This window comes from Pseudonocardia zijingensis (assembly GCF_042657305.1).
In the GTDB taxonomy this organism is placed as follows: Bacteria; Actinomycetota; Actinomycetes; order Mycobacteriales; family Pseudonocardiaceae; genus Pseudonocardia; species Pseudonocardia zijingensis.
Genome location: NZ_JBHSKO010000001.1, coordinates 110,500 through 132,849, shown reverse-complemented (window position 1 = coordinate 132,849; position 22,350 = coordinate 110,500). Strand labels below are relative to the sequence as shown.

Sequence of the window (22,350 nt, the reverse complement as noted above, 5' to 3'; positions counted from 1 at the left end):
TCAGTCACGTGTAGGACCGCCTCTGATCCGGGGGCGGAATTTCCGCGCCCTTGTACTCCACCGGGATCCCGCCGAGCGGGTAGTCCTTGCGCTGCGGGTGGCCGTCCCAGTCGTCCGGCATGAGGATGCGGGTGAGCGCCGGGTGGCCGTCGAAGACGATGCCGAACATGTCCCACGTCTCGCGCTCGTGCCAGTCGGCCGTGGGGTAGACCTCCACGACGCTCGGCAGGTGCGCGTCGTCGACGTCGAGCGACACCTCGAGGCGGATGCGGCGCCGGTAGGTCATCGACGTCAGGTGGTAGACGACGTGCAGCCGCTGCGGCACGTCCACGCCGTAGTCGACGCCCGAGATCGAGGAGCACAGCTCGAAGCGCAGGCCGTCCTCGTCGCGCAGGGTGCGGCAGATGTCGAGGAGCGACTCGCGCCGCACGTAGAAGGTGATCTCACCGCGGTCGATCGTGATCTGCTGCACCGCACCGCGGGGGATGCCGTGCTCGTCGAGCGCCTCGCCGAAATCGTCGGCGAAGTCGTCGAACCAGCCACCGAAGGGCCGCTCGGCCGGGGCGGGCACGTGCGCGGGCAGCCGCAGGCCGCCGAACCCGGAGGTGTCGCCCGCGTCGGAGACGCCGAACATGCCGCGCCGCTCGCGGGTGGGCCCGATGCGGGTGCCGCCCTCCGGGGTGGTCTGCTCGGAGTCGACGGCCGTGGGGGCGTCGGCGGGGGCGGAGGTCTGCTCGACCTCACCGCCCTCGGCGTCCTGCGCGCCGCGCGCCCGCTGCTCGGCGGCGTCGGAACCGCTCTGCTGCGCCGAGGACTGCGGTGCGCCGGTGCGCTCCGCGCCGTCCTTCGAGGTGCCGGTGTTCTCGTCAGCCATGGCGCGTCACTTCTTCTTCGCGTACTTGATCGACGAGGGCACGAGCTCCGTCTTGTGGCCGCTCGCGGCCAGCTCGGCGGCCCTGCGGTGGCCGAGCGGCTCGTCCATGATCTTGGCGTGGATCTTGAGGATCGCGTCCATCAGCATCTCCGGCCGCGGCGGGCAGCCCGGCAGGTACATGTCGACGGGCACGACGTGGTCGACGCCCTGCACGATCGCGTAGTTGTTGAACATCCCGCCGGACGAGGCGCACACGCCCATCGCGAGCACCCAGCGCGGCTCGGGCATCTGGTCGTAGATCTGGCGCAGGACCGGCGCCATCTTGTTGCTCACCCGGCCGGCGACGATCATCAGATCGGCCTGGCGCGGCGAGGCCCGGAAGACCTCCATGCCGAAGCGGGCGAGGTCGTAGCGGGGCGCGCCGGTGGTCATCATCTCGATGGCGCAACAGGCGAGCCCGAACGTGGCGGGCCACAGCGACGACTTGCGCGTCCAGTTGACCAGCTTCTCGACGCTGGTCAGCAGTACGCCGCTGGGCAGGTGCTCTTCGAGACCCATCTCAGTTCCAATCCAGCCCGCCGCGTCGCCACACGTAGACGTACGCGAAGCCGACCGTGACGATGAACAGCACGATCTCCACGAGCCCGAACAGGCCGAGCGCGTCGGCGCTCACCGCGAACGGGTAGAGGAAGACCATCTCGATGTCGAACAGGATGAACAGCATCGCCGTGAGGTAGTAGGCGACCGGCATCCGGCCGCCGCCCACCACCGGCTCCGGCGAGGGCTCGATGCCGCACTCGTAGGCGTCGAGCTTGGCGCGGTTGTAGCGGCGCGGGCCGACGTACGGCGCCGCTGTCACCGAGAACAGGGCGAACGCACCTGCCAGGGCGAACAGCAGCACCAGCGGGAGGTAGGGATCGAGCATCCGTTCACCCTCGTCGTGTCGTCGTGTGCAGTCTTGTCGATTGATGTTGTGCTTTATTGATTCCGCCGGGGACCCTAGGTCGGACGCGGTGTCCGATCGGACCCAGGCAAGCCTTACTACAAGCTCGGTGTGAGCCTGGTCATCGCGGTGATGACGCGGTCGCTGACCGCGCCGTCCCTGGGGTCGTACAGGTTGGCGAGCAGCTTCAGGATGAAGCGCATGAGCGTGACACGCGGGAGGCCGTACTTCGTGGCCATCCCCATGATCGTCGGGTTGCCGATCAGCTTGGAGAACAGGTTGCCGATCCGGTAGTAGCTCCCCAGCGCCTGGCTCATGGCCACCGGGTAGCCGCCGAGCGCCGCCTCGGCCGACGAACCGCTGCGCGCGTGGGCCTGCACCGCGCAGCGGGCCGCGATGGACGCCGACTCCATCGCGTAGGCGATGCCCTCCCCGTTGAACGGGTTGACCATGCCGCCCGCGTCACCCACCAGCAGCAGGCCCGGCCGGTAGTGCGGGGTGCGGTTGAAGCCCATCGGCAACGCGGCGCCACCGACGGTGCCGAGCGCGTTCTCGTCCCGGTACCCCCACTCCTCCGGCGTGCCGTCGAGCCACGACTTGAGCAGTGCGCGGTAGTCGGTGTTGCCGTAGGCCTTGGAGGTGGACAGGATCCCGAGCCCCACGTTCGACGTGCCGTCGCCCATGCCGAAGATCCAGCCGTAGCCGGGCAGCAGCTTGGGGTTGGCCGGGTCGGAGCGGTCCCACAGCTCGAGGTGGCTCTCGAGGTGGTCGTCGTGGGTGCGCGGCGAGGTGTAGTAGCGGCGCACGGCCACGCCCATGGGCCGGTCCTCGCGCTTGGCCATGCCGAGCGAGAGCGCCAGCCGGGCGCTCACCCCGTCGCAGGCCAGCGTGAGCGGCGCGCGGTAGGAGACGGGCCGCTTGTCCTTGCCCTTCCCGACCGTGCCCCGCACACCGACGACCCGCCCGGTGCGCTCGTCGGTGACCGCCTCGGTGACGGTGGTGTCCTCCTGCAACCGGGCACCCAGCTTCTCGGCGTGCCGCACGAGCAGCTCGTCGAAGTCCTGGCGGGGACGCACGGCGCCGAAGTCGGGGAAGTTCGCGAGCGTGGGCCAGGCCAGTTCGAGGGTGACCCCGCCGCCGACGACCCGCAGGCCCTTGTTGTGCAGCCAGCCGTTCTCCTCGGAGCAGTCGATCCCGAGGTCGATGAGCTGCTTCATCCCACGCGGCGTGAAGCCGTCGCCGCAGACCTTCGGCCGCGGGAACGTGGACTTCTCCAGCAGCAGTACGTCCAGACCGGCCCTGGCGAGGTACGCCGCTGCCGTGGATCCGGCGGGACCCGCGCCGACGACGATGACGTCGGCGTCCGATGTGGTGGGTTCGGGCGCGGCCATGCGGCTCCTTGTGAACGGATTCACGAAGTCGCCCCTGAGTCTAAGCACCCTGGTCGAGCGACGCCCGCGCAGGTGGTCAGAGGAGCTGTCCGGCGCCCCTCAGCCGCGGACGGCACGGTGCAGCGCCACCGCGCCGAGGGCGAGGTTGCGCCACCCCACACCCGTCCAGCCGGCCGCTGCGATGCGGGCGGCGAGCTCCGGCTGGGCCGGCCAGTCGCGGATCGACTCGCCCAGGTAGACGTACGCCTCCGGGTTGCTGGACACCCGGCGCGCGATCGCGGGCAGCACGTGCTCGAGCCCCGCGTAGTAGACCGCCCGGAACGGCGCGACGGTCGGCCTGCCGAACTCGCACACCACCAGCCGCCCGCCCGGCCGCGTCACCCGCGCGAGCTCGGCGAGCGCGGCGTCCGTGTCGGCGATGTTGCGCAGCCCGAAGGAGATCGTGACGGCGTCGAACGCGCCGTCGCGGAACGGCAGGTGCAGCGCGTCGGCGGCCACCTTCGGCACCGGCCGGTGCGCGCCCGCCCGCAGCATGCCGAGCGAGAAGTCCGCAGCCACGCACCACGCCCCCGAGCGGCGCAGCTCCACCGTCGAGACCGCGGTGCCCGCGGCGAGGTCCAGCACCCGCTCGCCGGGGCGCAGCCCGAGCGCCTCCCGCGTGAGGCGCCGCCAGCGCCGGTCCTGACCCGCCGTGAGCACGGTGTTCGTCAGGTCGTAGCGGCGCGCGACGCCGTCGAACATCGTGGCGACGGCGTGCGGGTCCTTGTCGAGCTCGGCCCTGCTCACGGCCGGGAACGCTACCCGCAGGTCATCGTCCGGCCGTCGGCGGTGAGCATGTCCGTCCCGCCCGGCCCGGTCGCCCCGCGCACCGGTTGTCGCTCCGGCACACCGGCTGCAACCGATGCGCGAGCGGCAATGCCGATGTGCGAGCGGCGGCGTGGCCGGCTCGGCGGCCTCCCACACCAGATGTCGCGCTGACACACCGATTGCAGTCGGTGTGCCAGCACCAACACCGATGTGCGAGCGGCGGCGCGGGCACCCTCGGCGGCCTCCCACACCAGATGTCGTGCCGACACACCGATTGCAGTCGGTGTGCCAGCACCAACACCGATGTGCGAACGGCGGCGCGGGCACCCTCGGCGGCCTCCCACACCAGATGTCGTGCCGACACACCGATTGCAGTCGGTGTGCCAGCACCAACACCGATGTGCGACCCGCGACGCGCCCAGCCCCGACGGCCCCACACACCGGTTGTCGCGCCGACACACCGGTTGCAGTCGGTGTGCGAGCGCGACTGGTGGTGCGTGAGCGCCATCACCGACGTGCGAGCGATCGCCGGGGACGCGGGTCACGCGGCGGGGTGCAGCAGGTCCTCCAGCCCGATGCGCCGGTAGAAGTCGGCGCGGATGCGGTCGCCGTGGTCGAAGACCTCCTCGGCGCCGTCGTGCGCGGGGTCGACGTGCACGCGGAGCGGGCGCTCCCCCTTGGGGAGGCCGACCACGCGCGCGATCTGGCGGGCCACCTCGGCCGGGTCGGCGTCGGCGGGCACGAGCGCGGCGAGGCGCTGCGCCACCTGGTCGAGGAGGCCCGCGTAGCGCTCCTCGTAGGCGGCCACGACGTCCGCGTCCTGCGGGTGGCCGGCGTGGGCGAAGTGGTTCGTCCCCCTCGTGAAGGCACCCGGCACGACGATCGTCGTGTCGATGCCGAACCGGGCGACCTCGGCCGCGTAGCTCACGGCCAGCGCGTCGCCCGCGGCCTTGGCCGCGAAGTAGGGCGCCAGGTAGGGCGGGGTGCCGCCGCGGCTGCTGCTGGAGCCGACCCACACGAGCAGGCCGTCGCCCTGTGCGCGCAGGTGCGGCAGAGCCGCGCGGTTGACGCGCTGGGTCGACAGCACGTTGGCGTCGTAGACGGCCGCGAGCTGCTCGGACGTGAACGCCTCGGCGGGCCCCAGCACCATGTGGCCCGCGTTGTGCACGACGACGTCGAGCCTTCCGGTGTCGGCGACGACGCGCGCGATCGCCGCGTCGACCGAGGCCTGGTCGGCGACGTCCATCTCGACGGCCCGCAGGTCGACGTCGTGCTCGGCCGCGTACTCGCGCAGCGCGGTGACGGCGGGGGCGTTGCGGCCCGCGGTCTCCCGCATGCCGGCGTACACGGTGTGCCCCGCCCCGGCGAGGGCCCGCGCGGTCAGCGCGCCGAACCCGCTGGACGCGCCGGTGACGACGATGTTCTTCGACATGGTTCCCGCCCCTCAGATGATTCCGCCGTTGGCGTGGACGACCTGCCCGTTGATCCACCGGGCCGGGCCGGCGAGGAAGGAGACGGCCTCGGCGATGTCGTCGGGCGTCCCGAGTCGCTCGAGCGGCGCCATCGACGCCATGTGGTCGACCACCGACTGCTCCTTGCCCTCCAGGAACAGCGGGGTGGCGGTGGGCCCGGGGGCCACGGCGTTCACGGTGATGTCGCGGCCGCGCAGCTCCCTGGCGAGGATCAGGGTCATCGCGTCCACCGCGCCCTTGCTGGCGGCGTAGGCGGCGTAGGTCGGTAGAGCGATCCTGGTGACCGACGTGGAGAAGTTGATGATCGCGCCGCCGCGCCGCACGCGGCGGGCCGCTTCCCGGTCGACCACGAACGTGCCGCGGATGTTGGTGCGGTGCATCCGGTCGAGGTCGTCGAGGTCGAGCTCGGCGAGCGGGGACAGCAGCATGATCCCGGCCGTGTGCACGACGACGTCGACGCCGCCGTAGCGCTGTTCCGCCTCGTCGAAGAGGGCTGCCACCTCGTGCTCGTCGGCCACGTCGGCCCGGGCGGCGGTGGCCGTGCCGCCGGCGGCGACGATCGCCTGCACCGTCTCCTCGGCACGTGCGGGGTTGCCCGCGTAGTGCACGAGGACGGTCATCCCGTCGGCGGCGAGCCGCTCGGCGACGGCCCGCCCGATCCCGCCGGAGCCGCCGGTCACGATCGCGACGCGGGGAGTGCTCTGGGTCATGATCCCGCTCCTTCGTAACGTTGTTCCGTTCGTTCGAGAACGACGCTAACCTCGCCGTCGTAACCTCGCTACGGTTTCCAAGGATCGACGCTATGACGTGCGTAACACCGATATCTCTCAGCGTTAGTGGCGCTACGATGGCCGCGTGGACATGCGCACGCGGATGCTCGACGCCGCCGAGGAACTCCTGGACGCCTCACCGGACCGCGACATCGCCACCCGGGCGGTGTGCGACAAGGTCGGAGTCGGGGCGCCCGTCCTGTACCGCCTCTTCGGCGACAAGAACGGCCTGCTCAGCGCGCTCGTCGACTACGGGTTCGACCGCTACCTGGCCACGAAGCGCGCCGCCGCGCCGTCGGCCGACCCGGTGGTCGACCTGCGCAACGGGTGGGACACCCACGTCGAGTTCGCCATGGCGCACCCGGCCGTCTACCGGCTGATGTTCTCCCCGGGCTTCGCCACCGTCCCGTCGGCGGCCCAGGAGGCGATGCGCCTGCTGCGCGAGGTCCTCGACCGCTGCGCGGCCGCGGGCGTGCTGCGCGTCGACCCGGAGACCGCGGCCCAGATGATCATGTCGGCGAACATCGGGGTGGCGCTCAACCTGGTCACCCAGCCCGAGAACTACCCCGACCCGGAGCTGTCGCGGCGGGTGCGCGACGCCGTCCACGCCGCCTTGCTCGTGCCGGAGCGCGCCGCCGACGCCCCCACCCCCGGCGACCGGGACCCGCTCGTGGTGGCCGCGCTGCAGCTGTCCGCCGTGCTGCGCGACCGCCCGGCCGAGCTCGGTGAGCCCGAGACCGCGCTCCTGCTGCACTGGCTGGACACCCTCGCCGGGCAGCCCCGATAGGCGCGCGGCGTCAAGACGCGGCCAGTGTGCCCAGCATCCCGGCCACCGCGGCCGGCCAGCCGAACTGCTCGGCGCGCGCCCGGGCCGCAGCGCGGCGGGCCGCCTCGTCGGCCGCGAGCAGCGTGGTGACGCCCGCGGCGAACGCCTCGGGCCGGTCGGGTGCGGCGGCGCCCGACGGGCCGACGATCTCCGGCAGCGCCGAGGACGCCGACACCACCACCGGCGTGCCGCTGGCGAGCGCCTCCAGCGCCGACAGCCCGAACGTCTCGTGCGGGCCGGGGGCGAGCGACACGTCGGCCGATGCCAGCAGCCGGGCGAGCTGCCCGCGGTGGCGCACGAACCCGACGAACGTCACCGGCAGCCCGGCGGCCCGCCGCTCGAGCGCGGCCCGGCGCGGACCGTCCCCCGCCACCACCAGCCGCACCCGGTGACCCGCCGCCCGCAGCGCGGCGACGGTGTCGATGCTGCGCTCCGGGTGCTTCTCCGGCGAGAGCCGGCCGCAGTGCACGAGGAGGGTGTCGGCGCCCGCGGCCAGCCCGGACCGCAGGCCGGGGTCGTGGTGCAGCGGCGAGAACGCCACCAGGTCGACGCCGAGCGGCACCTGGGCGACGTTGCGCGCCCCGATCCGGTCGAACTCGGCCCGCGCGAACGACGTGGTGCAGACGACCGTGTCGTACGCGGCGGCCATGCGCGCGTTCGCCACGTCGGCGACGCGCCGGGCGGCCGCGGCGGGGAGCAGGAACTGCGCGAGCAGCCGGTCGAGCCGCTCGTGCGACAGCACCACGCTCGGCACGCCGTGGCGGGCGGACCACGCGCCGAGCCCGCGTAGCGTCAACCGGTCGGACACCTCGATCGCGTCCGGTCGCAGCCGTTCGAGCAGCCGCTGCACCCGCCACGGGTCGACGGCCCGGTAGCCGCCGGTGCCGGGCAGGCGGGGCGCCGCCACGGTGATGCGCCGGATCCCGGAGGGCAGGAGCTCGTCGGCACCCCGCGGACCCGGCACCACCAGCACGACCTCGTGCCCCCGGGCCCGGTAGCCCGCGCCGAGGTGGTGCAGCGCGGTGCGCAGCCCGCCGGAGCGCGGGCCGTAGAAGTTGGCCAGCTGGACGATCCGCAACCAGGCCCCCGGCTATGCGGCCGCTGCCGCGCGCCCGCCGATGACCTCGGCGTAGTGCACGAGCAGCTCGTCGCAGACGGCCGACCACGTGCGGCGCAGCACCGAGCGGCGCGCGGCCTCCCCGAACCGGCGGCGCAGCTGCGGGTCGGCGAGCGCCGCCACGGCGGCTCGCAGTTCGGAGTCCGCGGCCCGCGCCACCGGGTCGTCCGCCGAGGCACCTTCGGGGTGTGGTGGCACCAGGAAGCCGGTGCGGCCGGGCAGCACGAGGTCGCGCGGGCCACCCGCGTCCGGCGCCACCACGGGCAGGCCGGACGCGAGCGCCTCCTGCACGGCCTGGCAGAACGTCTCCGACGGCCCGGTGTGCACGAACACGTCCAGCGACGCGTAGATGCTGGCGAGCTCGTCGCCCTCCCGGAAGCCGAGGAACGCCGCCTCGGGCAGGGCCGCGCGCAGTCGCTCCTCGCTCGGCCCGCCGCCCACCACCACGAGCCGCGTGCCGGGCTGCCCGCGCAGCGTGGCGAGGCGCTCCACCTGCTTCTCCGGCGCCAGCCGCCCCACGTACCCCACCAGCAGCTCACCGCCAGGGGCCAACTCGGCGCGCAGCCCCTCGTCGCGCTTCGACGGGGTGAAGCGCCGGGTGTCGACGCCGCGCGCCCACCGGTGCACCCGCGGCACGCCGCGCGCCCGCAGCGCCGCGGTGGCCCAGCTCGACGGGGCGAGCGTGCGGTCGGCCAGGCCGTGCAGCCGGCACGTCCAGCGCCACGCCGCGCGGGCGGTGAGGCCGAGGCCGTAGGAGGCGGCGAAGCCCGCCACGTCGGTCTGGTAGACCGCGACCGTCGGGATGCCCAGCCTGCGCGCCGCAGCGAGCCCCCGGTAGCCGACGACGAACGGCGCCGCGAGGTGGACGACGTCCGGCCCGAACTCGCGCAGGGCCGTCAGCACGCGCCTGCTCGGCACGCCGACCGGCATCGACGAGACCACCGGGAGGTTCATCTCCCGGATCCGCACGACCGGCGCGCCCGCGTACTCGGTGGGGCCGTCCGCGCCGGGGGCCACGACGAGAACGTCGTGGCCCGCGGCGGTGAGGTGCTCCACGACCCGGAGCACCGAGTTCGTGACGCCGTTGACCACTGGGAGGAAGCATTCGGAGACGATCGCGACGCGCACGGTGGCACCGTGCTCCGGCCGGGGATCTCCCCGGTGGCATCGCCCCGAACGGGGGGCCAATTCCCCGTGTCCGGCACACAGTTGGCCGGGTGCTGGCCGGCACGTCACCTGCGGGACGCACCGGGGACACCGGAGCCGGTGACGCTCGGGCCACATGACCGTCCAGCAGGATCCGGGAGCGCCCCCGGCCCCGCTCCCGGTGGAGGCGGGACTGCTGTCCCACGCCCTCGAGGTGGCGGGGCGGCTCGCCAACGACGCGGCCGAGGTGATCACGGCCACCGCCGGCCGGGAGCGCCCCGACGGGACCGCGCCCGCGGCCAACCCCTTCGACTGGGTCACCGACACCGACCGGACCCTGGAGCGGCACACCCGCCGCGTGCTCGCCGCCGAGTTCCCGGGCGTGCCCGTGGTCGGCGAGGAGTACGGCGCTCTCACCGAGGGCGCCGATCCCGGCGCGCACCGCGCCCCGTACCGGTGGGTGGTGGACCCGGTGGACGGCACCGCGAATTACGTCGCGGGATTTCCGTGGTGCGCCTACAGTCTCGCGCTGGTGGACGCCTCCGGGCCGGTCGTGGGGGTGATCGCCGACCCGAGCCGGGCCCAGATCTACGCCGCCGCCCGCGGTCGAGGGGTGCGGGCGAACGGCGTGCCGGTCCGGGTCGTGCCCCGTGCCCCCGCTGGCGGGCTGATCTGCGCCGAGCTCGGCCCCGACCGCACGGCCGGCTTCACGCGGCAGGCCGCCGCGGGCCACGCCGGGATCCGCTCGCTGGGCTCGTCCGCGCTCGCGGTCACCCAGGTGGCCCTCGGGCACGCCGTGGCGGCGGTGCTGGAGGGCCACCGCGAGTGGGACGTGGCGGGCGCCGCCTGCCTCGCGGCCGAGGCGGGCGCCGTGGTCGTCGACGGGGACGGGCGGCCCGACCCGCTGCCCCGCGACACGATGATCGTGGCGGTGCCGGGCGCGCTCGACGCCGTGCTCGGCTGGTGGCGCGCGGCCACCGGGTAGCCCCCGCTCAGCCGGCCGCGGCGCGGCGACGGCGGCGCAGCCACAGCGCGATCGGACCCAGCACCGCCCACACCGCGAGGAGCGCGAGCAGGAGCGGGACGGCCTCGCTGAACGCGTTGCTCCCGGCCACCCGGACGAGCTCGGGGTTGCCGAGGTCGTACTCGACCGCCACCGAATCGCCCACCTGGAGGCCGGAGGGGTAGAAGACCCCCTTCTCCGGCACCACGATCTCGCCGCTGGCCACGGTGAACCGGACGACCGTGCGCGCGAAGGTGGACCCCTCCAGCACCTCGGCCTGGGCGTAGCCCGGGTTGGCCGAGATGGCGCGGTCGTCAGCGGCCGCACCGGCCACGACGAGCAGGCCGAGCACGGTGGCGAGCACAGCGACACCTGCGACGATCTCGGCGGACCGGGTGGAGGCGAACTGCGCGACCGGGCGGAGCAGCGATGCCAGCTCGTCGACCGCGCGGGGGCGCCGGCCGCCTGTCGTCTGCGTGCCACTCGTCACGTCCCCCATCGTATGAGGCCTGGTTGACGGCCCGGTGTGGCCGGTACCTCCCGGGTCGGGCGCACACGAGCGCCAACGGCCTCCTACCCTCGGATTCGTGACGATCGCCCCGCTACCTACCGGGTTGGGCGTGCGAACCAGGCTCGTCGGCAACCCGGGCGGCTTGCTCGAGCTGCTTCCCGACGACCGCAACCCGCTGTCGTGGGTCCGTGGACCCGACGGCCTCGTCGGCTGGGGCGAGGTCGCCCGGCTGACGGTCTCGGGTGAGAACCGGTTCGCCGAAGCCGACGCCTGGTGGCGCTCCTTCCGCGCGGGGCTGCAGGTCAGCGACGAGGTCGGCCTGCCGGGCACCGGCCCGGTGGCGTTCGTCAGCTTCACCTTCAGCGACGCCTCGCCGGGCTCGGTGCTCGTGGTCCCGCGCGTGCTGGTCGGCCGCCGCGACGGCGTCGCGTGGATCACCGAGTTCTCGCCCGGCGACGGTCCGCCCGCCGTACGGGCCGTCACCCCGGTCCGCCCGAGCGGTGCTCTGCGGTTCGCCGACGGCAAGCTGCCCGTGGCCGGCTACCGGCAGGCGGTGGCCGAGGCGGTGCGCCGGATGCGGGCGGGCGAGCTGGACAAGGCCGCGCTCGCGCACGACCTGCTCGCGGTGGCCGACGCCCCGCTCGACCCGCGGTTCCTGCTCGCCGGTCTCGCGCGGCGCTACCCCACCTGCTGGTCGTACTCCGTGGACGGGCTCGTCGGCGCCACGCCCGAGCTGCTGGTGCGCCGTGCCGAGGGCACCGTCTCGTCCCGGGTGCTGGCCGGCACGATCTGGCCCGGCGAGACCGACGACCTGCCCGGACGGTTGCTCGGATCGGCCAAGGACCGGCACGAGCACGCGCTGGCCGTCGACTCGCTCGCCGACGCGCTGCGCCCGATGTGCAGCACTCTCGACGTGCCGGAGACGCCGTCGGTGATCGCGTTGCGCAACGTGTCGCACCTGTCCAGCGACGTGCACGGCAAGCTCGACCCGCAGTCGCCCGCCTCGCTGCTGCAGCTCGCCGCCGCCGTGCACCCCACGGCCGCTGTGGGCGGCACCCCCCGCGACGCGGCGCTCGACCTCATCGCCGAGCTGGAGGGCATGGACCGGGGCCGCTACGCGGGTCCGGTCGGCTGGATGGACGGCGAGGGCGACGGCGAGCTCGGCATCGCCCTGCGCTGCGCCCAGCTGGACGGTCCGGTCGCGCGCCTGTTCGCCGGCTGCGGGATCGTGGCCGACTCGGATCCGGACACCGAGGTGCGCGAGGCCGCGGCGAAGATGGTCGCGGTGCGCGACGCCCTGGAGGACACCCCGCAGGGCTGAGCCCGCGGCGGGAGCCGCGCGGACCCGTCACCCCCCGCGACGGGCCCGCGCGACGAACCAGACGTTCCAGCCGATCAGAGCGGCGAACGTCACGACGGTGAGGACGGTCCCCAGGCCGACCATCACCGGAACCGGCAGCAGGTAGATCAGCGGCACCCGCACCACCGCGAGCGCGAGCAGCCCGCCACCCCAGACCGCCGAGCTGACCCGCACCCCGCGGCGCACCTCGGGGCTCGAGCGGAAGGCCTCGGTGAGCGCCTCGGCCTTGTGCGGGCTGAAGCTCTGCATCGCGGCGAGCGTCAGCGGGGTGCCCCACCTGCTGGTCACCAGGAACACGAGCGCCACCCCGGCCAGGGTGATCGAGTCCTGGACGAGCAGGAACCGCTCGTCGCCGCTCACCAACGTGAGCACCAGGCCCACGCCGAACACCACGAGCATGAGCGAGGCGAACGGGTTCAGCCTGCGGCGGCGCACGACCTCCCAGCCGATCCGCAGCGCGGCCACCCCCGTGGCCGCCAGCAACGCGGGCCAGTCCGCCACCCCGGCGAGGTGCAGCGCGTAGTACGTGGCCAGCGGCAGGCCGATGTCCAACCCGAGCCCGCGGATCATCGCCGCGGGCCGGAACTCGACGGCGTCCCGGTTCTCCTCCGTGGCGGCGGCGCTCACCGCGGCGCCAGGTCGGCGTCGTCGATCCAGGACCCGTGGAAGCCGGACGGCACACCGCGCGGCAGCTCCACGGCGGCCACCGGTGGACCGGCCACGTCGGTGGCGTCGAGCACGAGCAGCTGCGACGCGCTGCCGTCGCGGCGGGTGGTGATCGACAGCAGCCAGCCGTCGTCCTCCGTCCGGTCCGGCGCGCCGGACGGCACGAACACGGCCTCGCCCGCCACCGCGTCGCTGCCCAGGTCGTGCTCCGCGCGCGTGCCGTGGGCGGCGTCGAACTTGACGATCCCGGCGCGGCCCCGCGAGTCGGCCACCGCATACCGGTAGCGGGCCTCCCGGCCGACGCGCTCGTCGTCGACGGTGGGGAACTCCACGGCGCGGTCGTCGAGCGGGCTCTCGGTGACGGCCCCGGTGGCGGGGTCGAGCACCCAGCGGTGCAGGCGGGCGGACCCGGTGGCGGCGGCGTCGGCCGCGAGGCCCGCGGGATCGGTGCCGAGCCCGTCCCACATGGCAACGGCGTCGGCGGCGGCGTAGCGGGCGGCGTCGAGGACGACCCGGCCCGCCGCGTCGGTGTGGGCGTTGCCGACGTGGAAGACGTAGTTCGGCTCCACGTCGAACCAGCGGACGGTGCCCGGCCGGTCCAGCGGCATCACGCCGATGCGCGCGCCGTAGCGGTCGTCCCAGCCGTACGGCATGCCCCGGCCGAGCCGTTCGAGCTGGAACGTCATCGGCAGGTCGAGGAACACCGCGTGCCGGTCGGTGATGGCGAAGTCGTGCATCATCGTGGGGCCCGGCACCTCGATCTCGGCGCTCTCCACGAGCTCGCCGCCCGCCGACAGCCGGTGGTAGGTCAGGTACGGCGGGCGCATCCCGTAACCGAAGAAGTGCAGCTCACCGGTCACCGGGTCGGTCTTCGGGTGCGCCGTCATCGCCGTGGTGAGCCGGCCGTCGAAGTCGCAGGTGCCGACGGTGTCCAGCTCCGGTGTGAGCACGTACGGGAAGCTGCTCTCCACCAGCGCCATGATCCGGCCCGCGTGCTCGATGACGTGCGTGTTCGCGTGCCCGACCCCGTGGTCGATCGTGCCGTCGGCGCGCACCAGCGACTCGCCGGCCAGCGCCCGCGTGCGCACCCAGCGGTTGCGGTACCACTCCGCGCGCCCGTGGCGCAGCCGCACCCCGTGCACCATGCCGTGCCCGGTGAACCAGTGCGCGGAGGGCTCACCGGGCAGCGGGTTGGGCCCGTTGCGCAGGTACCGCCCCACCAGCTCGGGCGGGATCGCGCCCTGCACCGGGAGGTCGATCCCGTCGATCTCGTCGGCGACGGGCGCGAGGTGGCCGGTGACGTGCAGGGGCGGGGTGCTGGTCACGGCGAGGAGGATGCACCTGTCGAACTCGACATGTCAATACTGTCGTGCCACTTTTGACATGTAAGCTTCCGGCATGTCGCTGTCGCACGCGCTGCTCGGGCTGCTCGCCGTCCAACCGCGCAGCGGGTACGAGCTCACCAAGGCCTTCGCCGCCGATCTCGGCCGCTACGCGTGGCAGGCCGGCCACACGAGCATCTACCCGGAGCTGGCCCGCCTCGCCGAGCGCGGCCACGTCACCGTCACCGAGGAGGGTGCGCGCGGCAGCCGCACCTACTCGGTCACCCCGGAGGGCTACGCCGAACTGCGGGAGTGGGTGCTCACGCCGCGACGACGGGGGAAGGTGCGCAACGAGGAGGTGCTGCGCATGTTCCTGCTCTCCGCGCTCGAACCGGCCGATGCCCTGGTCGTGCTGCGCCGGATCGTCGAGCACGCGGCCGAGGAGGGCACCCGGCTGCGCAAGATCATGGACGACGTCCCCGCCGCGATCCCCCCGGGCGCCGACGGGTTCGGCTACCTCGCCGCCGAGTTCGGCGCCCGCCAGTTCGAGGCCGTGCACGGCTGGGCGCAGTGGGCGATCGGCAAGCTGGAGGCCGCCGAGGCCGAGTCGGCCTGACCCCTCCCCGGGCTCAGAGGGCCTCGGCCACCGCAGCCTCGACGGCGGCGCGCAGCTGCGCGTGCCCCTGTCGCAGCTCGGCACGGTTCGCCCGCACCTCCACCACCCGCACCCCGGGTGCCGGTGCGAGCGCCGCGGCGACGTCGGGCACGTCCACCCGCACGTGCCCCGCGCCGGCGGCGGCGCACAGCGCGGCCACGTCGACGCCGTGCGGGGTGCCGAACACCCGCTCGAACGACGCGGCGTGCTCCGGGGCGCCCTGCTCGAGCAGCCCGAAGATGCCGCCGCCGTCGTCGTTGAGCACGACGATCGTGAGGTCGGGGCGCGGCTCGTCCGGCCCGATCACCAGGCCGGTGGTGTCGTGCAGCAGCGTGAGGTCGCCGAGCAGCGCGTAGGCGGGCCCGTCGTGCACCAGCGCGGCGCCCACGGCGGTGGAGACCGTGCCGTCGATGCCTGCGACGCCCCGGTTGGCCAGCAGCGTGAGCCCCGGGCGGGGGACGGCGGCGAGCGCCACGTCCCGCACCGGGTTGGACGAGCCGAGCACCAGCTGCGCCCCGGGCGGCAGCGCGGCCACCAGCTCCCGGGCGAGGCGGAGCCCACCCGGTGCCGCGGGGTCGTCGAGGGCCTTGTCGAGCGCTTCGGCGGCGGCGGCGTCCGCAGCCTGCCAGCGGTCGGTCCACGACCGGTCCGGGCGCAGCGGCGGCAGGCTCCCCACCGCCCGGGCGCTGCCCGCGACGTCCGGCCAGGGCATGCCGCGCGGGTCGGCCAGCACGTGGACAGCGACCTCCGGGTCGGCGAGCAGGCGCTGCACGGGCCGGTGCAGCGTGGGACGGCCCGCCACCACCACCTGCGCCGGCCGCAATCCCGGCGCCGCGCCGAGCAGCCACGGCCCGGTGCGCACCGCGGCGGGCCACGCCGACGACCCGGGCTCGGCCACCACCGGAACCGGGAGGTCCAGCAGGCCCTCCGGTGCCCCGTGACCGGTGATCACCAGCGTGGGTGCCACCGGGTCGAGCGGCAGCGGGCCCGTCTGCCGGGCGACCGGCGCCACCCGCGTCCACGGCTCGTCCCCCGGCCGGCCCACGGAGCCCGCACCGGCGTCGTCGGGCACCAGCGGGTCGGCGAAGGGCAGGTTCAGGTGCACCGGGCCGGGCGGGCCGCCGGTGACGCCAGTGGCCGCCGCGACGAGCCGGGCGATCGACGCCCGCCTGCGCCCGGCCGCGTCGTCGAGACCCGCGTTCACGGCCAGCCGCACGGCACCGCCGAACAACCCCACCTGGTCGATCGTCTGGCTGGCCCCGGTGCCGATCAGCTCCGGCTGCCGGTCGGCGCTCAGCACCAGCAGCGGCACCCCGGCGTGCGACGCCTCCAGCACCGCCGGGTGCAGGTTCGCCACGGCCGTGCCCGACGTCGTGCACACCGGCACCGGGCGCCCCGACCGCAGCGCGAGCCCCAGCGCGAGGAAACCCGCCGTGCGCTCGTCGATCCGGACGTGCAGCCGCACCCGGCCCGCCGCGTCGGCGGCGTGCAGCGCGAACGCCAGCGGCGCGTTGCGCGAGCCGGGGCAGAGCACCGCGTCCGTGACGCCGCACCGCACCAGCTCGTCGACGACCAACCGCGCGTGCTCGGTCGACGGGTTCACGAGGCCGAGCCTATGTCTCGATGACCTGGAAGGCCGTGGCGAGGCGGGAACCGGGGAGCCGGGCGGCCGCCTCCTCCGCGGCACGGCGCAGGAACTGCTCCGGGTCGGCCATCGGCCCGCCGAGCGCCTCCAGGTACGCCTTGTGCGCCTGCAGCGACGCCACCCCGCGCGGGAACGCCTCCTCGACGTCGACCGCGTGCCCGCTCAGCGGCGAGGCCAGCACGAGCACCTGCCGCACCCCGGCCCACGGCTCCCCGGCCTCGGGGAACAGCCACCGGTTCGCCGCATCCCGCACGGCGTCGATGGCGGCCTGCCCCACCGCCCGGTGGTCGGCCATGTTGAGGTGCCCGCCCGGGAAGGTGTCGTGGTGGTTCACGGTGATCACGACCTCCGGCCGGTGCCTGCGGATCGCGGCCGCGATGTCTCGGCGCAGCTGCGGGCCGTAGGTGATCAACCCGTCCGGGTGGTCGAGGAACTCCACGACGTCGACCCCCACCTCGGCCGCGGCGGCCCGCTGCTCGGCCTCCCGCAACGGACCGCACTCCTCGGGCGGCAGCGAGTCGATGCCGGCCTCACCACGGCTGGCCAGCAGGTAGGCGATCGAGCATCCCTGCGCCGTCCACCGCGCGATCGCGGCCGCACCGCCGTACTCCAGGTCATCCGGATGGGCGACGACCGCGAGCCCGCTCGTGAAGTCCTCCGGGAACGTGACGTAGGTCTCGGTCATGCTGGGATCCTGCCCTCCCGGCGCCCCGGCAGGTGCGCGGCGTAGCGTCGGCTCGACCGCGGTGGGCACCACCAGGTGCCCGGACCAGGAGTTCCATCCATGCCCAGCTCCCCGCCCGCCACGGACCGTCCTGGCGAGACCACGCTCGACCACCTGCTCACCGTGCTCGCCGCCCCGGCCGAGCTGCTCTCCGACCCGGACGGGCAGGTCCGCGCCGACGGCGCGCAGGGTCTCTACGTCGGCGACACGCGCTTCTGCAACCGGCTCGAACTCGGCGTCGACGGCGTCGAGATGCGCGCCACGACGGCCGGCCTCCACGGGGCCGGCCGCGCGTCGTTCGAAGCCGGGTGGCCCGGCGTGCGGCTGCGCCGCGAACGGCAGCTCGCCGACCGCACCGCGGTCGAGGAGATCACCCTGCACAGCACCGCCGACGCACCTGTCACCCTGCGGCTCACCCTGCACGCCCGCAGCGACCTCGCCCCCACCCCGGTCGTGAAGTCCGGGGTGCCGCTCGCCGACGTGCCGCCCACCGTCCACGGTGGCGGGGTGCGCTGGACCGGCGACGGGGTGTCCGCCACGCTCACCGCCACCCCAGCCGCGGGCGAGGCCGTAGTCGACGGGCCGGACGCGGTGCTCGCCTGGCCGGTGTCGCTCGCGCCGGGTGAGCGCTGGACGCTGCGGCTCGTCCTCACCCCGTCCGACCCCGGGCCCGAGGACTTCCGGCCGGCCGCGCCGATCCCGTGGGAGGCGGACGCGCAGGCCGCAGGCGGGCCGCGCGCGGCGCTGGTGCGGCGCAGCCTGGACGACCTCGACGGCCTCCTGCTCGCCGACCCGCACGCGCCGGACGACCGCTTCGCCGCCGCCGGCAGCCCGTGGTTCTGCACGCTGTTCGGGCGCGACTCGCTGTGGACAGCGCGGATGGCGCTGCCGCTGTCCACCGAGCTGGCGGGCGGCACGCTGCGCGTGCTCGCCCGGCGGCAGGGCCAGGTGGACGACCCACGGGGCGAGGAGGAACCCGGCAAGATCATCCACGAGTTCCGGCCCGGCGGGCTGCGCGCGGGCGGCCTGGACCTGCCGCCGCGCTACTACGGCACGGTCGACGCCACCCCGCTCTGGTGCTGCCTGCTGCACGACGCGTGGCGCGCCGGGCTTGCCGACGACGAGGTGGTGGAGCTCATCCCGCACCTGGAGGCCGCCCTCGGGTGGATCCGGCGCACCGCGGGCGACGACGGGTTCCTCAGCTACCGCGGCTCCTCCGGCGGCGGCCTGGCCAACCAGGGCTGGAAGGACTCCCAGGGCGCCGTCCGGTGGGCCGACGGCACGATCGCCGGCCAGCCGCTCGCCCTGTGCGAGGTGCAGGGCTACGCGTACGCGGCCGCCGCGGGGGGGTGCCGAACTGCTCGCGAAGTTCGACCGCCCGGGCGCCGACGAGTGGCGCGACTGGGCCGAGCGGATGGCCCACCGCTTCCGCGAGAACTTCTGGATCGACGACCCGGACGGCCGCTACCCCGCCATCGCCCTCGACGGGCACGGCCGCGCCGTCACCGGGCCCGCGTCGAACATGGCACACCTGCTCAGCACCGGCATCCTCTCGCCGCACGAGGCCCACCTCGTGGCCGACCGGCTCGCGCGCCCCGACCTCGACGGCGGCCGCGGCCTGCGCACGCTGTCGAGCACCACCGGCGGCTACGACCCGCTGACCTACCACCGCGGCTCCGTCTGGCCGCACGACACCGCGATCGCCGTGCTCGGCCTCGCGGGGGTCGGCCGCCACGACGTCGCCCGCTCCCTGGGCGAGGGCCTGGTCACGGCGGCGGCCGCGTTCGACGATCGGCTGCCCGAGCTCTACGCCGAGATCGACGGCGAGGCCCGCAGCTACCCCACGGCCTGCCGCCCCCAGGCCTGGGCCGCCGCGGGCGCCGTCGCGGTGGTCTCCTACCTCGACTCCGGCCTCCTCCCCGCCTGGGCCGTCCCCCAGTAGCCGCCGGCGGCCTACGCATCGCGCAACTCGCGCCTCCGAACGGGAGACTCGCCACCAAGAGGGCGAGTCTCCCGTTTCGCGGGCCGTGTTGCGCGCTCAGCGCGGGGTGCCGAGGCGGGCGTCGACGGCGGCGGGGGCGAACACCTCGTCGACCACCAGCTCCACCGTGCCCCGCACGGCCGCGCGGTCGCCCGACGGCGTGCTCACGACGCGCAGGTGGCGGGTGGCCCGCGGCAGGGAGCGCTGGTAGATCACCTCGCGCATGCCCGTGACGAAGTACTCGTTGGTCTCGGCCATCTCGCCCGCGAGCACGAGGATCTCCGGGTTCAGCACGGAGACGACGGTGGTGAGCACCTCACCCACCAGCTGCCCCGCGGTGCGGACGGCGGCGATCGCGTCGGGATCACCCTCGTGCACGAGCCGGCGCACGTCGGCGACGCCGCGGACGTCCTTGCCGAGCGCGGCGAGCGTGCGCGCGAGCGCGTCCCCGGAGGCCACGGCGGCCAGGCAGCCCGTCGCGCCGCAGGCGCAGCGCTCCTCGTGCCCGTACATCCGGATGTGGCCGATGTCGCCCGCCCCGCCGTCGATGCCGCGGTACAGCCTCCCGTCGATCACGATCCCGGCGCCGATGCCGCTGCCGACCGTGACGAGCAGCAGTGACGGGACGTCCGGCCAGTGCGCCCGCTGCTCGCCGAGGGCCATGAGGTTGGCGTCGTTCTCGACGAAGACCGGCACGCCGAGCCGTTCGGCGAGCTGGTCGCGCACGGGGTGGTCGTGCCAGCCCGGCATCACGGGCGGCTGCATGACGCGGCCGACGGCGACGTCCACCGGCCCGGGCACCCCCACCCCGAGTGCCACGGTGCGGTCGGGGTCGAGTTCGGCGTCGGCGACGAGCGCATCCAGCCCGGCCTCCACCGCGTCGAGGACCGGTTCCGGCCCGGCCGCGACGGGCACGGTGAGCGCGCTGCGGTGCAGTTCGCGACCGCCGAGGTCGACGGCGGCGAGCTCGACGCCGTCGCGGTGGATTCCTGCGACGAGCACGTGCCCGGAGGACTCGTCGAACGCGAGGGTGCCCGCCGGGCGGCCCCGGCCCTCGGCCGGACCCGCCGACTCGCGCAGCAGGCCGGCGCCGAGCAGCGCGTCCACCCGCTGGGTCACGGTGGAGCGCGACAGCCCGGTGACCCGGATCAGGTCGCGCCGGGTGGTGGCGATGCCGCGCCGGACGAGCAGCAGCAGCCGGCCCGCCGACACCGGGTTGCCGGGCCCGACCCGGTCCGGGTCGTCCACCGACATCCCTGCCCCTACCCCTTCTCCGCGCCTGCCGTGAGCCCTTCGGTGAGCAGTCTCTCGCTGGCGAAGAACACGACGACGACCGGGATCGTGACGATGACCGAGCCGGCCATCAGCACGGTGGTGGGGATCTCGATGCTGCCGGCGAGCTGGGACAGGCCCAGCGACACGGTCCACCGGTCGCGTTCCTCGATGAGGAACAGCAGCGCGAACAGGAACTCGTTCCACGCGATCATGAAGATGAACAGGGCGTTCGCGATGATCGCCGGCATCGCCAGCGGCAGGCTGATCCGCCGCAGCACGCCCAGCCGCGTGCACCCGTCGATGGCGGCGGCTTCCTCGAGGCTCACCGGGACGGTGTCGAAGTAGTTGCGCAGCATGTAGATCGACACCGCGACGACCTGCGAGACGTACACGATCAACAGCCCGACGAGCGTGCCGCGCAGCCCCACCTGCGTGAAGAACACGAAGAGCGGCACGGCGAGCAGGATGGGCGGGAACAGGTAGACGGCCAGGAACAGCACGCCCACCTGCCGGTGGCCGAAGAACCGCAGGCGGCTCACCGCGTACGCCCCGGGCAGCGCGATCAGCAGCGTGACGGCCACGGTGCCGAGCGCCACGAGCGCGCTGTTGACGATGAAGCCCAGGAAACCCTGCCCGCCCGCGCTCGGCGGCGCCACCACGCTGCCGTAGCTGCTCAGGTCCAGCTCGGACGGCGGGACCCACAGCGCACCCGGGTCCTGCAGCACCCGGTCCAACGGACGCAGCGACAGCAGGCCGGTGTAGTAGAACGGGAAGATCGTGATGGCCAGCAGGAACACGATCGTGACGACCCGCAGCACCCCGAACACGCGGGTCTCCACGGCGTCGCGGCTCATCGTCGCCATCACGCACCCTCCTCGCGGGGGGCGAACCGCCAGAGGTAGAGCCCGATGAGCGCGGCGAGGATCGCGGCGAGCGCGAGGGCCTGCCCCGCGGCCCCGCCGATGTCCCCGCGTGCGGTGAGCGCGTTGAACACCGAGACGGCCACGACCTCGGTGCCCGCCCCGCCACCGGTGAGCAGGTAGATGTCGTCGAAGTTGTTGAACGTCCAGATGAACCGCAGCACGGCGAGCACGGCGATCGTGGGCATCAACTGCGGGAGCACCACGTACCGGAAGCGCTGGGTGAGGGTGGCGCCGTCCACGGTGGCCGCCTCCTCCAGCGTGGCCGGCACCGCCTGCAGCCGTGCCGTCAGGAACAGGAAGGCGAACGGGAACGAGCGCCACGCCTCGAAGGCGATCACGGTGAACAGTGCGGTCGGCACGCCGATCGTCATGCCGAGCACCGATACCTCGCTGCTGCGCTGGGACAGGAACGCGATCGGCTCGTCCCAGCCGAGCAGGCGGGTGCCCCAGTGGTTCACGACGCCGAACTGCGGGTTGAGCATCGTGGTCCACGCGAAGGTGGCCGCGACGATCGGCGCCACGTAGGGCAGCAGCATCACCGCGCGCACGAGCCCGCGGCCGCGGAAGGGCCTGCGCAGGGCGAGCGCCGCCACGAGACCGAGCCCGATCGCGCCCGCCGTGCCGAGCACGGAGTAGGTCAGGGTGGTGGCGAGCGCGCTCCAGAACCCCGGCGCGGCGAAGACGTTGTCGAAGTTGCCGAGCGTGAACTCGCCGAAGAGCCCCGAGCTGCGCAGGTTGAGCAGCCGCAGCCGCTGGAACGCCAGCAGCACCGTCCAGAGGATGGGGACGACCACCATCACGAGGACGACGACCAGCGTCGGCGAGATCAGCGCGACTCCGGCGCGCGCGTCGGCGTGGGCGAGCGTGCGGCCGGCACTGCGCTCCTCGACGGGAGCGGTGCCGGGCGGGCGCACCCCGGTGCCGGTGCTCATGCCGCGC

The 22,350-nt window shown here is 74.3% G+C and carries 22 protein-coding genes and 1 pseudogene; 6 read left to right on the top strand and 17 right to left on the bottom strand.

Going from position 1 to position 22,350, the window contains the following annotated elements; translation table 11 throughout:
- Positions 1 to 4 precede the first annotated feature (4 nt).
- The 7 genes from ACFPL3_RS00695 to ACFPL3_RS00665 form a co-directional block, all read right to left on the bottom strand.
- Entirely contained in the window at positions 5 to 874 is an 870-nt protein-coding gene (locus ACFPL3_RS00695; protein WP_343937693.1) for an NADH-quinone oxidoreductase subunit C, read from the bottom strand.
- A gap of 6 nt (positions 875 to 880) precedes the next feature.
- Positions 881 to 1,432, bottom strand: a complete 552-nt coding sequence (locus ACFPL3_RS00690) for a NuoB/complex I 20 kDa subunit family protein (RefSeq protein ID WP_343937695.1) — start codon at positions 1,430 to 1,432, stop codon at positions 881 to 883.
- Position 1,433: 1 nt separating this feature from the next.
- Positions 1,434 to 1,799, bottom strand: a complete 366-nt coding sequence (locus tag ACFPL3_RS00685) for an NADH-quinone oxidoreductase subunit A (RefSeq protein ID WP_343937697.1) — start codon at positions 1,797 to 1,799, stop codon at positions 1,434 to 1,436.
- A 116-nt stretch (positions 1,800 to 1,915) separates the two neighbouring features.
- The gene (locus ACFPL3_RS00680) at positions 1,916 to 3,208 is read right to left on the bottom strand and encodes a geranylgeranyl reductase family protein (RefSeq protein ID WP_343937699.1); all 1,293 of its coding nucleotides are present in this window, start codon (positions 3,206 to 3,208) and stop codon (positions 1,916 to 1,918) included.
- A 99-nt stretch (positions 3,209 to 3,307) separates the two neighbouring features.
- A complete protein-coding gene (locus tag ACFPL3_RS00675; RefSeq protein ID WP_343937701.1) occupies positions 3,308 to 3,994 on the bottom strand; it encodes a demethylmenaquinone methyltransferase in 687 nt (228 codons plus the stop codon).
- A 562-nt stretch (positions 3,995 to 4,556) separates the two neighbouring features.
- Positions 4,557 to 5,447, bottom strand: coding sequence for an SDR family oxidoreductase (locus ACFPL3_RS00670; protein ID WP_343937703.1), 891 nt, complete (start codon positions 5,445 to 5,447; stop codon positions 4,557 to 4,559).
- Positions 5,448 to 5,459: 12 nt separating this feature from the next.
- Positions 5,460 to 6,197 (bottom strand): SDR family oxidoreductase, encoded by a 738-nt coding sequence (locus ACFPL3_RS00665; RefSeq protein ID WP_343937705.1) that lies wholly within the window; start codon positions 6,195 to 6,197, stop codon positions 5,460 to 5,462.
- Between the two features lie 151 nt (positions 6,198 to 6,348).
- Between ACFPL3_RS00665 and ACFPL3_RS00660 the strand changes: the two genes are divergently transcribed.
- Positions 6,349 to 7,044 carry a TetR/AcrR family transcriptional regulator gene (locus tag ACFPL3_RS00660; protein WP_343937769.1) on the top strand — a complete coding sequence of 232 codons (696 nt, stop codon included), beginning with the start codon at positions 6,349 to 6,351 and terminating at the stop codon, positions 7,042 to 7,044.
- 10 nt (positions 7,045 to 7,054) lie between these two features.
- Here the strand turns inward: ACFPL3_RS00660 and ACFPL3_RS00655 are convergent, their stop codons facing one another.
- Positions 7,055 to 8,161 carry a glycosyltransferase gene (locus ACFPL3_RS00655; RefSeq protein WP_379588340.1) on the bottom strand — a complete coding sequence of 369 codons (1,107 nt, stop codon included), beginning with the start codon at positions 8,159 to 8,161 and terminating at the stop codon, positions 7,055 to 7,057.
- 12 nt (positions 8,162 to 8,173) lie between these two features.
- Positions 8,174 to 9,328, bottom strand: a complete 1,155-nt coding sequence (locus ACFPL3_RS00650; protein WP_343937709.1) for a glycosyltransferase family 4 protein — start codon at positions 9,326 to 9,328, stop codon at positions 8,174 to 8,176.
- A 154-nt stretch (positions 9,329 to 9,482) separates the two neighbouring features.
- Between ACFPL3_RS00650 and ACFPL3_RS00645 the strand changes: the two genes are divergently transcribed.
- Positions 9,483 to 10,331 carry an inositol monophosphatase family protein gene (locus ACFPL3_RS00645; RefSeq protein ID WP_343937711.1) on the top strand — a complete coding sequence of 283 codons (849 nt, stop codon included), beginning with the start codon at positions 9,483 to 9,485 and terminating at the stop codon, positions 10,329 to 10,331.
- A gap of 7 nt (positions 10,332 to 10,338) precedes the next feature.
- Here the strand turns inward: ACFPL3_RS00645 and ACFPL3_RS00640 are convergent, their stop codons facing one another.
- A complete protein-coding gene (locus tag ACFPL3_RS00640; protein WP_343937713.1) occupies positions 10,339 to 10,839 on the bottom strand; it encodes a DUF3592 domain-containing protein in 501 nt (166 codons plus the stop codon).
- Between the two features lie 130 nt (positions 10,840 to 10,969).
- Here ACFPL3_RS00640 and ACFPL3_RS00635 point away from each other — a divergent pair, with 130 nt between their 5' ends.
- Complete coding sequence (locus ACFPL3_RS00635; RefSeq protein ID WP_343937715.1) at positions 10,970 to 12,181, top strand: isochorismate synthase; 1,212 nt, start codon at positions 10,970 to 10,972, stop codon at positions 12,179 to 12,181.
- A gap of 27 nt (positions 12,182 to 12,208) precedes the next feature.
- Here the strand turns inward: ACFPL3_RS00635 and ACFPL3_RS00630 are convergent, their stop codons facing one another.
- Both ACFPL3_RS00630 and ACFPL3_RS00625 read right to left on the bottom strand, forming a co-directional pair.
- The gene (locus ACFPL3_RS00630) at positions 12,209 to 12,847 is read right to left on the bottom strand and encodes a VC0807 family protein (protein ID WP_343937717.1); all 639 of its coding nucleotides are present in this window, start codon (positions 12,845 to 12,847) and stop codon (positions 12,209 to 12,211) included.
- The gene (locus ACFPL3_RS00625) at positions 12,844 to 14,211 is read right to left on the bottom strand and encodes a carotenoid oxygenase family protein (RefSeq protein WP_343937719.1); all 1,368 of its coding nucleotides are present in this window, start codon (positions 14,209 to 14,211) and stop codon (positions 12,844 to 12,846) included. The genes ACFPL3_RS00630 and ACFPL3_RS00625 overlap by 4 nt, the downstream gene beginning before the upstream one ends.
- A gap of 73 nt (positions 14,212 to 14,284) precedes the next feature.
- On the opposite strand from ACFPL3_RS00625, the gene ACFPL3_RS00620 reads away from it, so the two are divergent.
- Positions 14,285 to 14,824: a PadR family transcriptional regulator gene (locus ACFPL3_RS00620; RefSeq protein WP_343937721.1), complete on the top strand. Its 540-nt coding sequence runs from the start codon at positions 14,285 to 14,287 to the stop codon at positions 14,822 to 14,824.
- A 13-nt stretch (positions 14,825 to 14,837) separates the two neighbouring features.
- Here the strand turns inward: ACFPL3_RS00620 and menD are convergent, their stop codons facing one another.
- Both menD and ACFPL3_RS00610 read right to left on the bottom strand, forming a co-directional pair.
- Positions 14,838 to 16,466 carry a 2-succinyl-5-enolpyruvyl-6-hydroxy-3-cyclohexene-1-carboxylic-acid synthase gene (menD, locus tag ACFPL3_RS00615; protein ID WP_343937723.1) on the bottom strand — a complete coding sequence of 543 codons (1,629 nt, stop codon included), beginning with the start codon at positions 16,464 to 16,466 and terminating at the stop codon, positions 14,838 to 14,840.
- A gap of 10 nt (positions 16,467 to 16,476) precedes the next feature.
- Positions 16,477 to 17,193: a PIG-L deacetylase family protein gene (locus ACFPL3_RS00610; RefSeq protein ID WP_343937771.1), complete on the bottom strand. Its 717-nt coding sequence runs from the start codon at positions 17,191 to 17,193 to the stop codon at positions 16,477 to 16,479.
- 99 nt (positions 17,194 to 17,292) lie between these two features.
- On the opposite strand from ACFPL3_RS00610, the pseudogene ACFPL3_RS00605 reads away from it, so the two are divergent.
- Positions 17,293 to 17,817: pseudogene (locus tag ACFPL3_RS00605) on the top strand (glycogen debranching N-terminal domain-containing protein); the annotation flags it as partial.
- Positions 17,818 to 17,854: 37 nt separating this feature from the next.
- Positions 17,855 to 19,174 (top strand): amylo-alpha-1,6-glucosidase, encoded by a 1,320-nt coding sequence (locus tag ACFPL3_RS00600; protein WP_343937725.1) that lies wholly within the window; start codon positions 17,855 to 17,857, stop codon positions 19,172 to 19,174.
- 96 nt (positions 19,175 to 19,270) lie between these two features.
- Here ACFPL3_RS00600 and ACFPL3_RS00595 read toward each other — a convergent pair whose 3' ends face one another.
- Genes ACFPL3_RS00595 through ACFPL3_RS00585 form a run of 3 tightly spaced genes read right to left on the bottom strand, consistent with a single transcriptional unit; the run spans position 19,271 to position 22,343 of the window.
- Complete coding sequence (locus ACFPL3_RS00595) at positions 19,271 to 20,461, bottom strand: ROK family transcriptional regulator (RefSeq protein ID WP_343937727.1); 1,191 nt, start codon at positions 20,459 to 20,461, stop codon at positions 19,271 to 19,273.
- 14 nt (positions 20,462 to 20,475) lie between these two features.
- The gene (locus tag ACFPL3_RS00590) at positions 20,476 to 21,351 is read right to left on the bottom strand and encodes a carbohydrate ABC transporter permease (RefSeq protein WP_343937729.1); all 876 of its coding nucleotides are present in this window, start codon (positions 21,349 to 21,351) and stop codon (positions 20,476 to 20,478) included.
- Complete coding sequence (locus ACFPL3_RS00585; RefSeq protein WP_343937731.1) at positions 21,351 to 22,343, bottom strand: carbohydrate ABC transporter permease; 993 nt, start codon at positions 22,341 to 22,343, stop codon at positions 21,351 to 21,353. The genes ACFPL3_RS00590 and ACFPL3_RS00585 overlap by 1 nt, the downstream gene beginning before the upstream one ends.
- Positions 22,344 to 22,350: the final 7 nt, after the last annotated feature.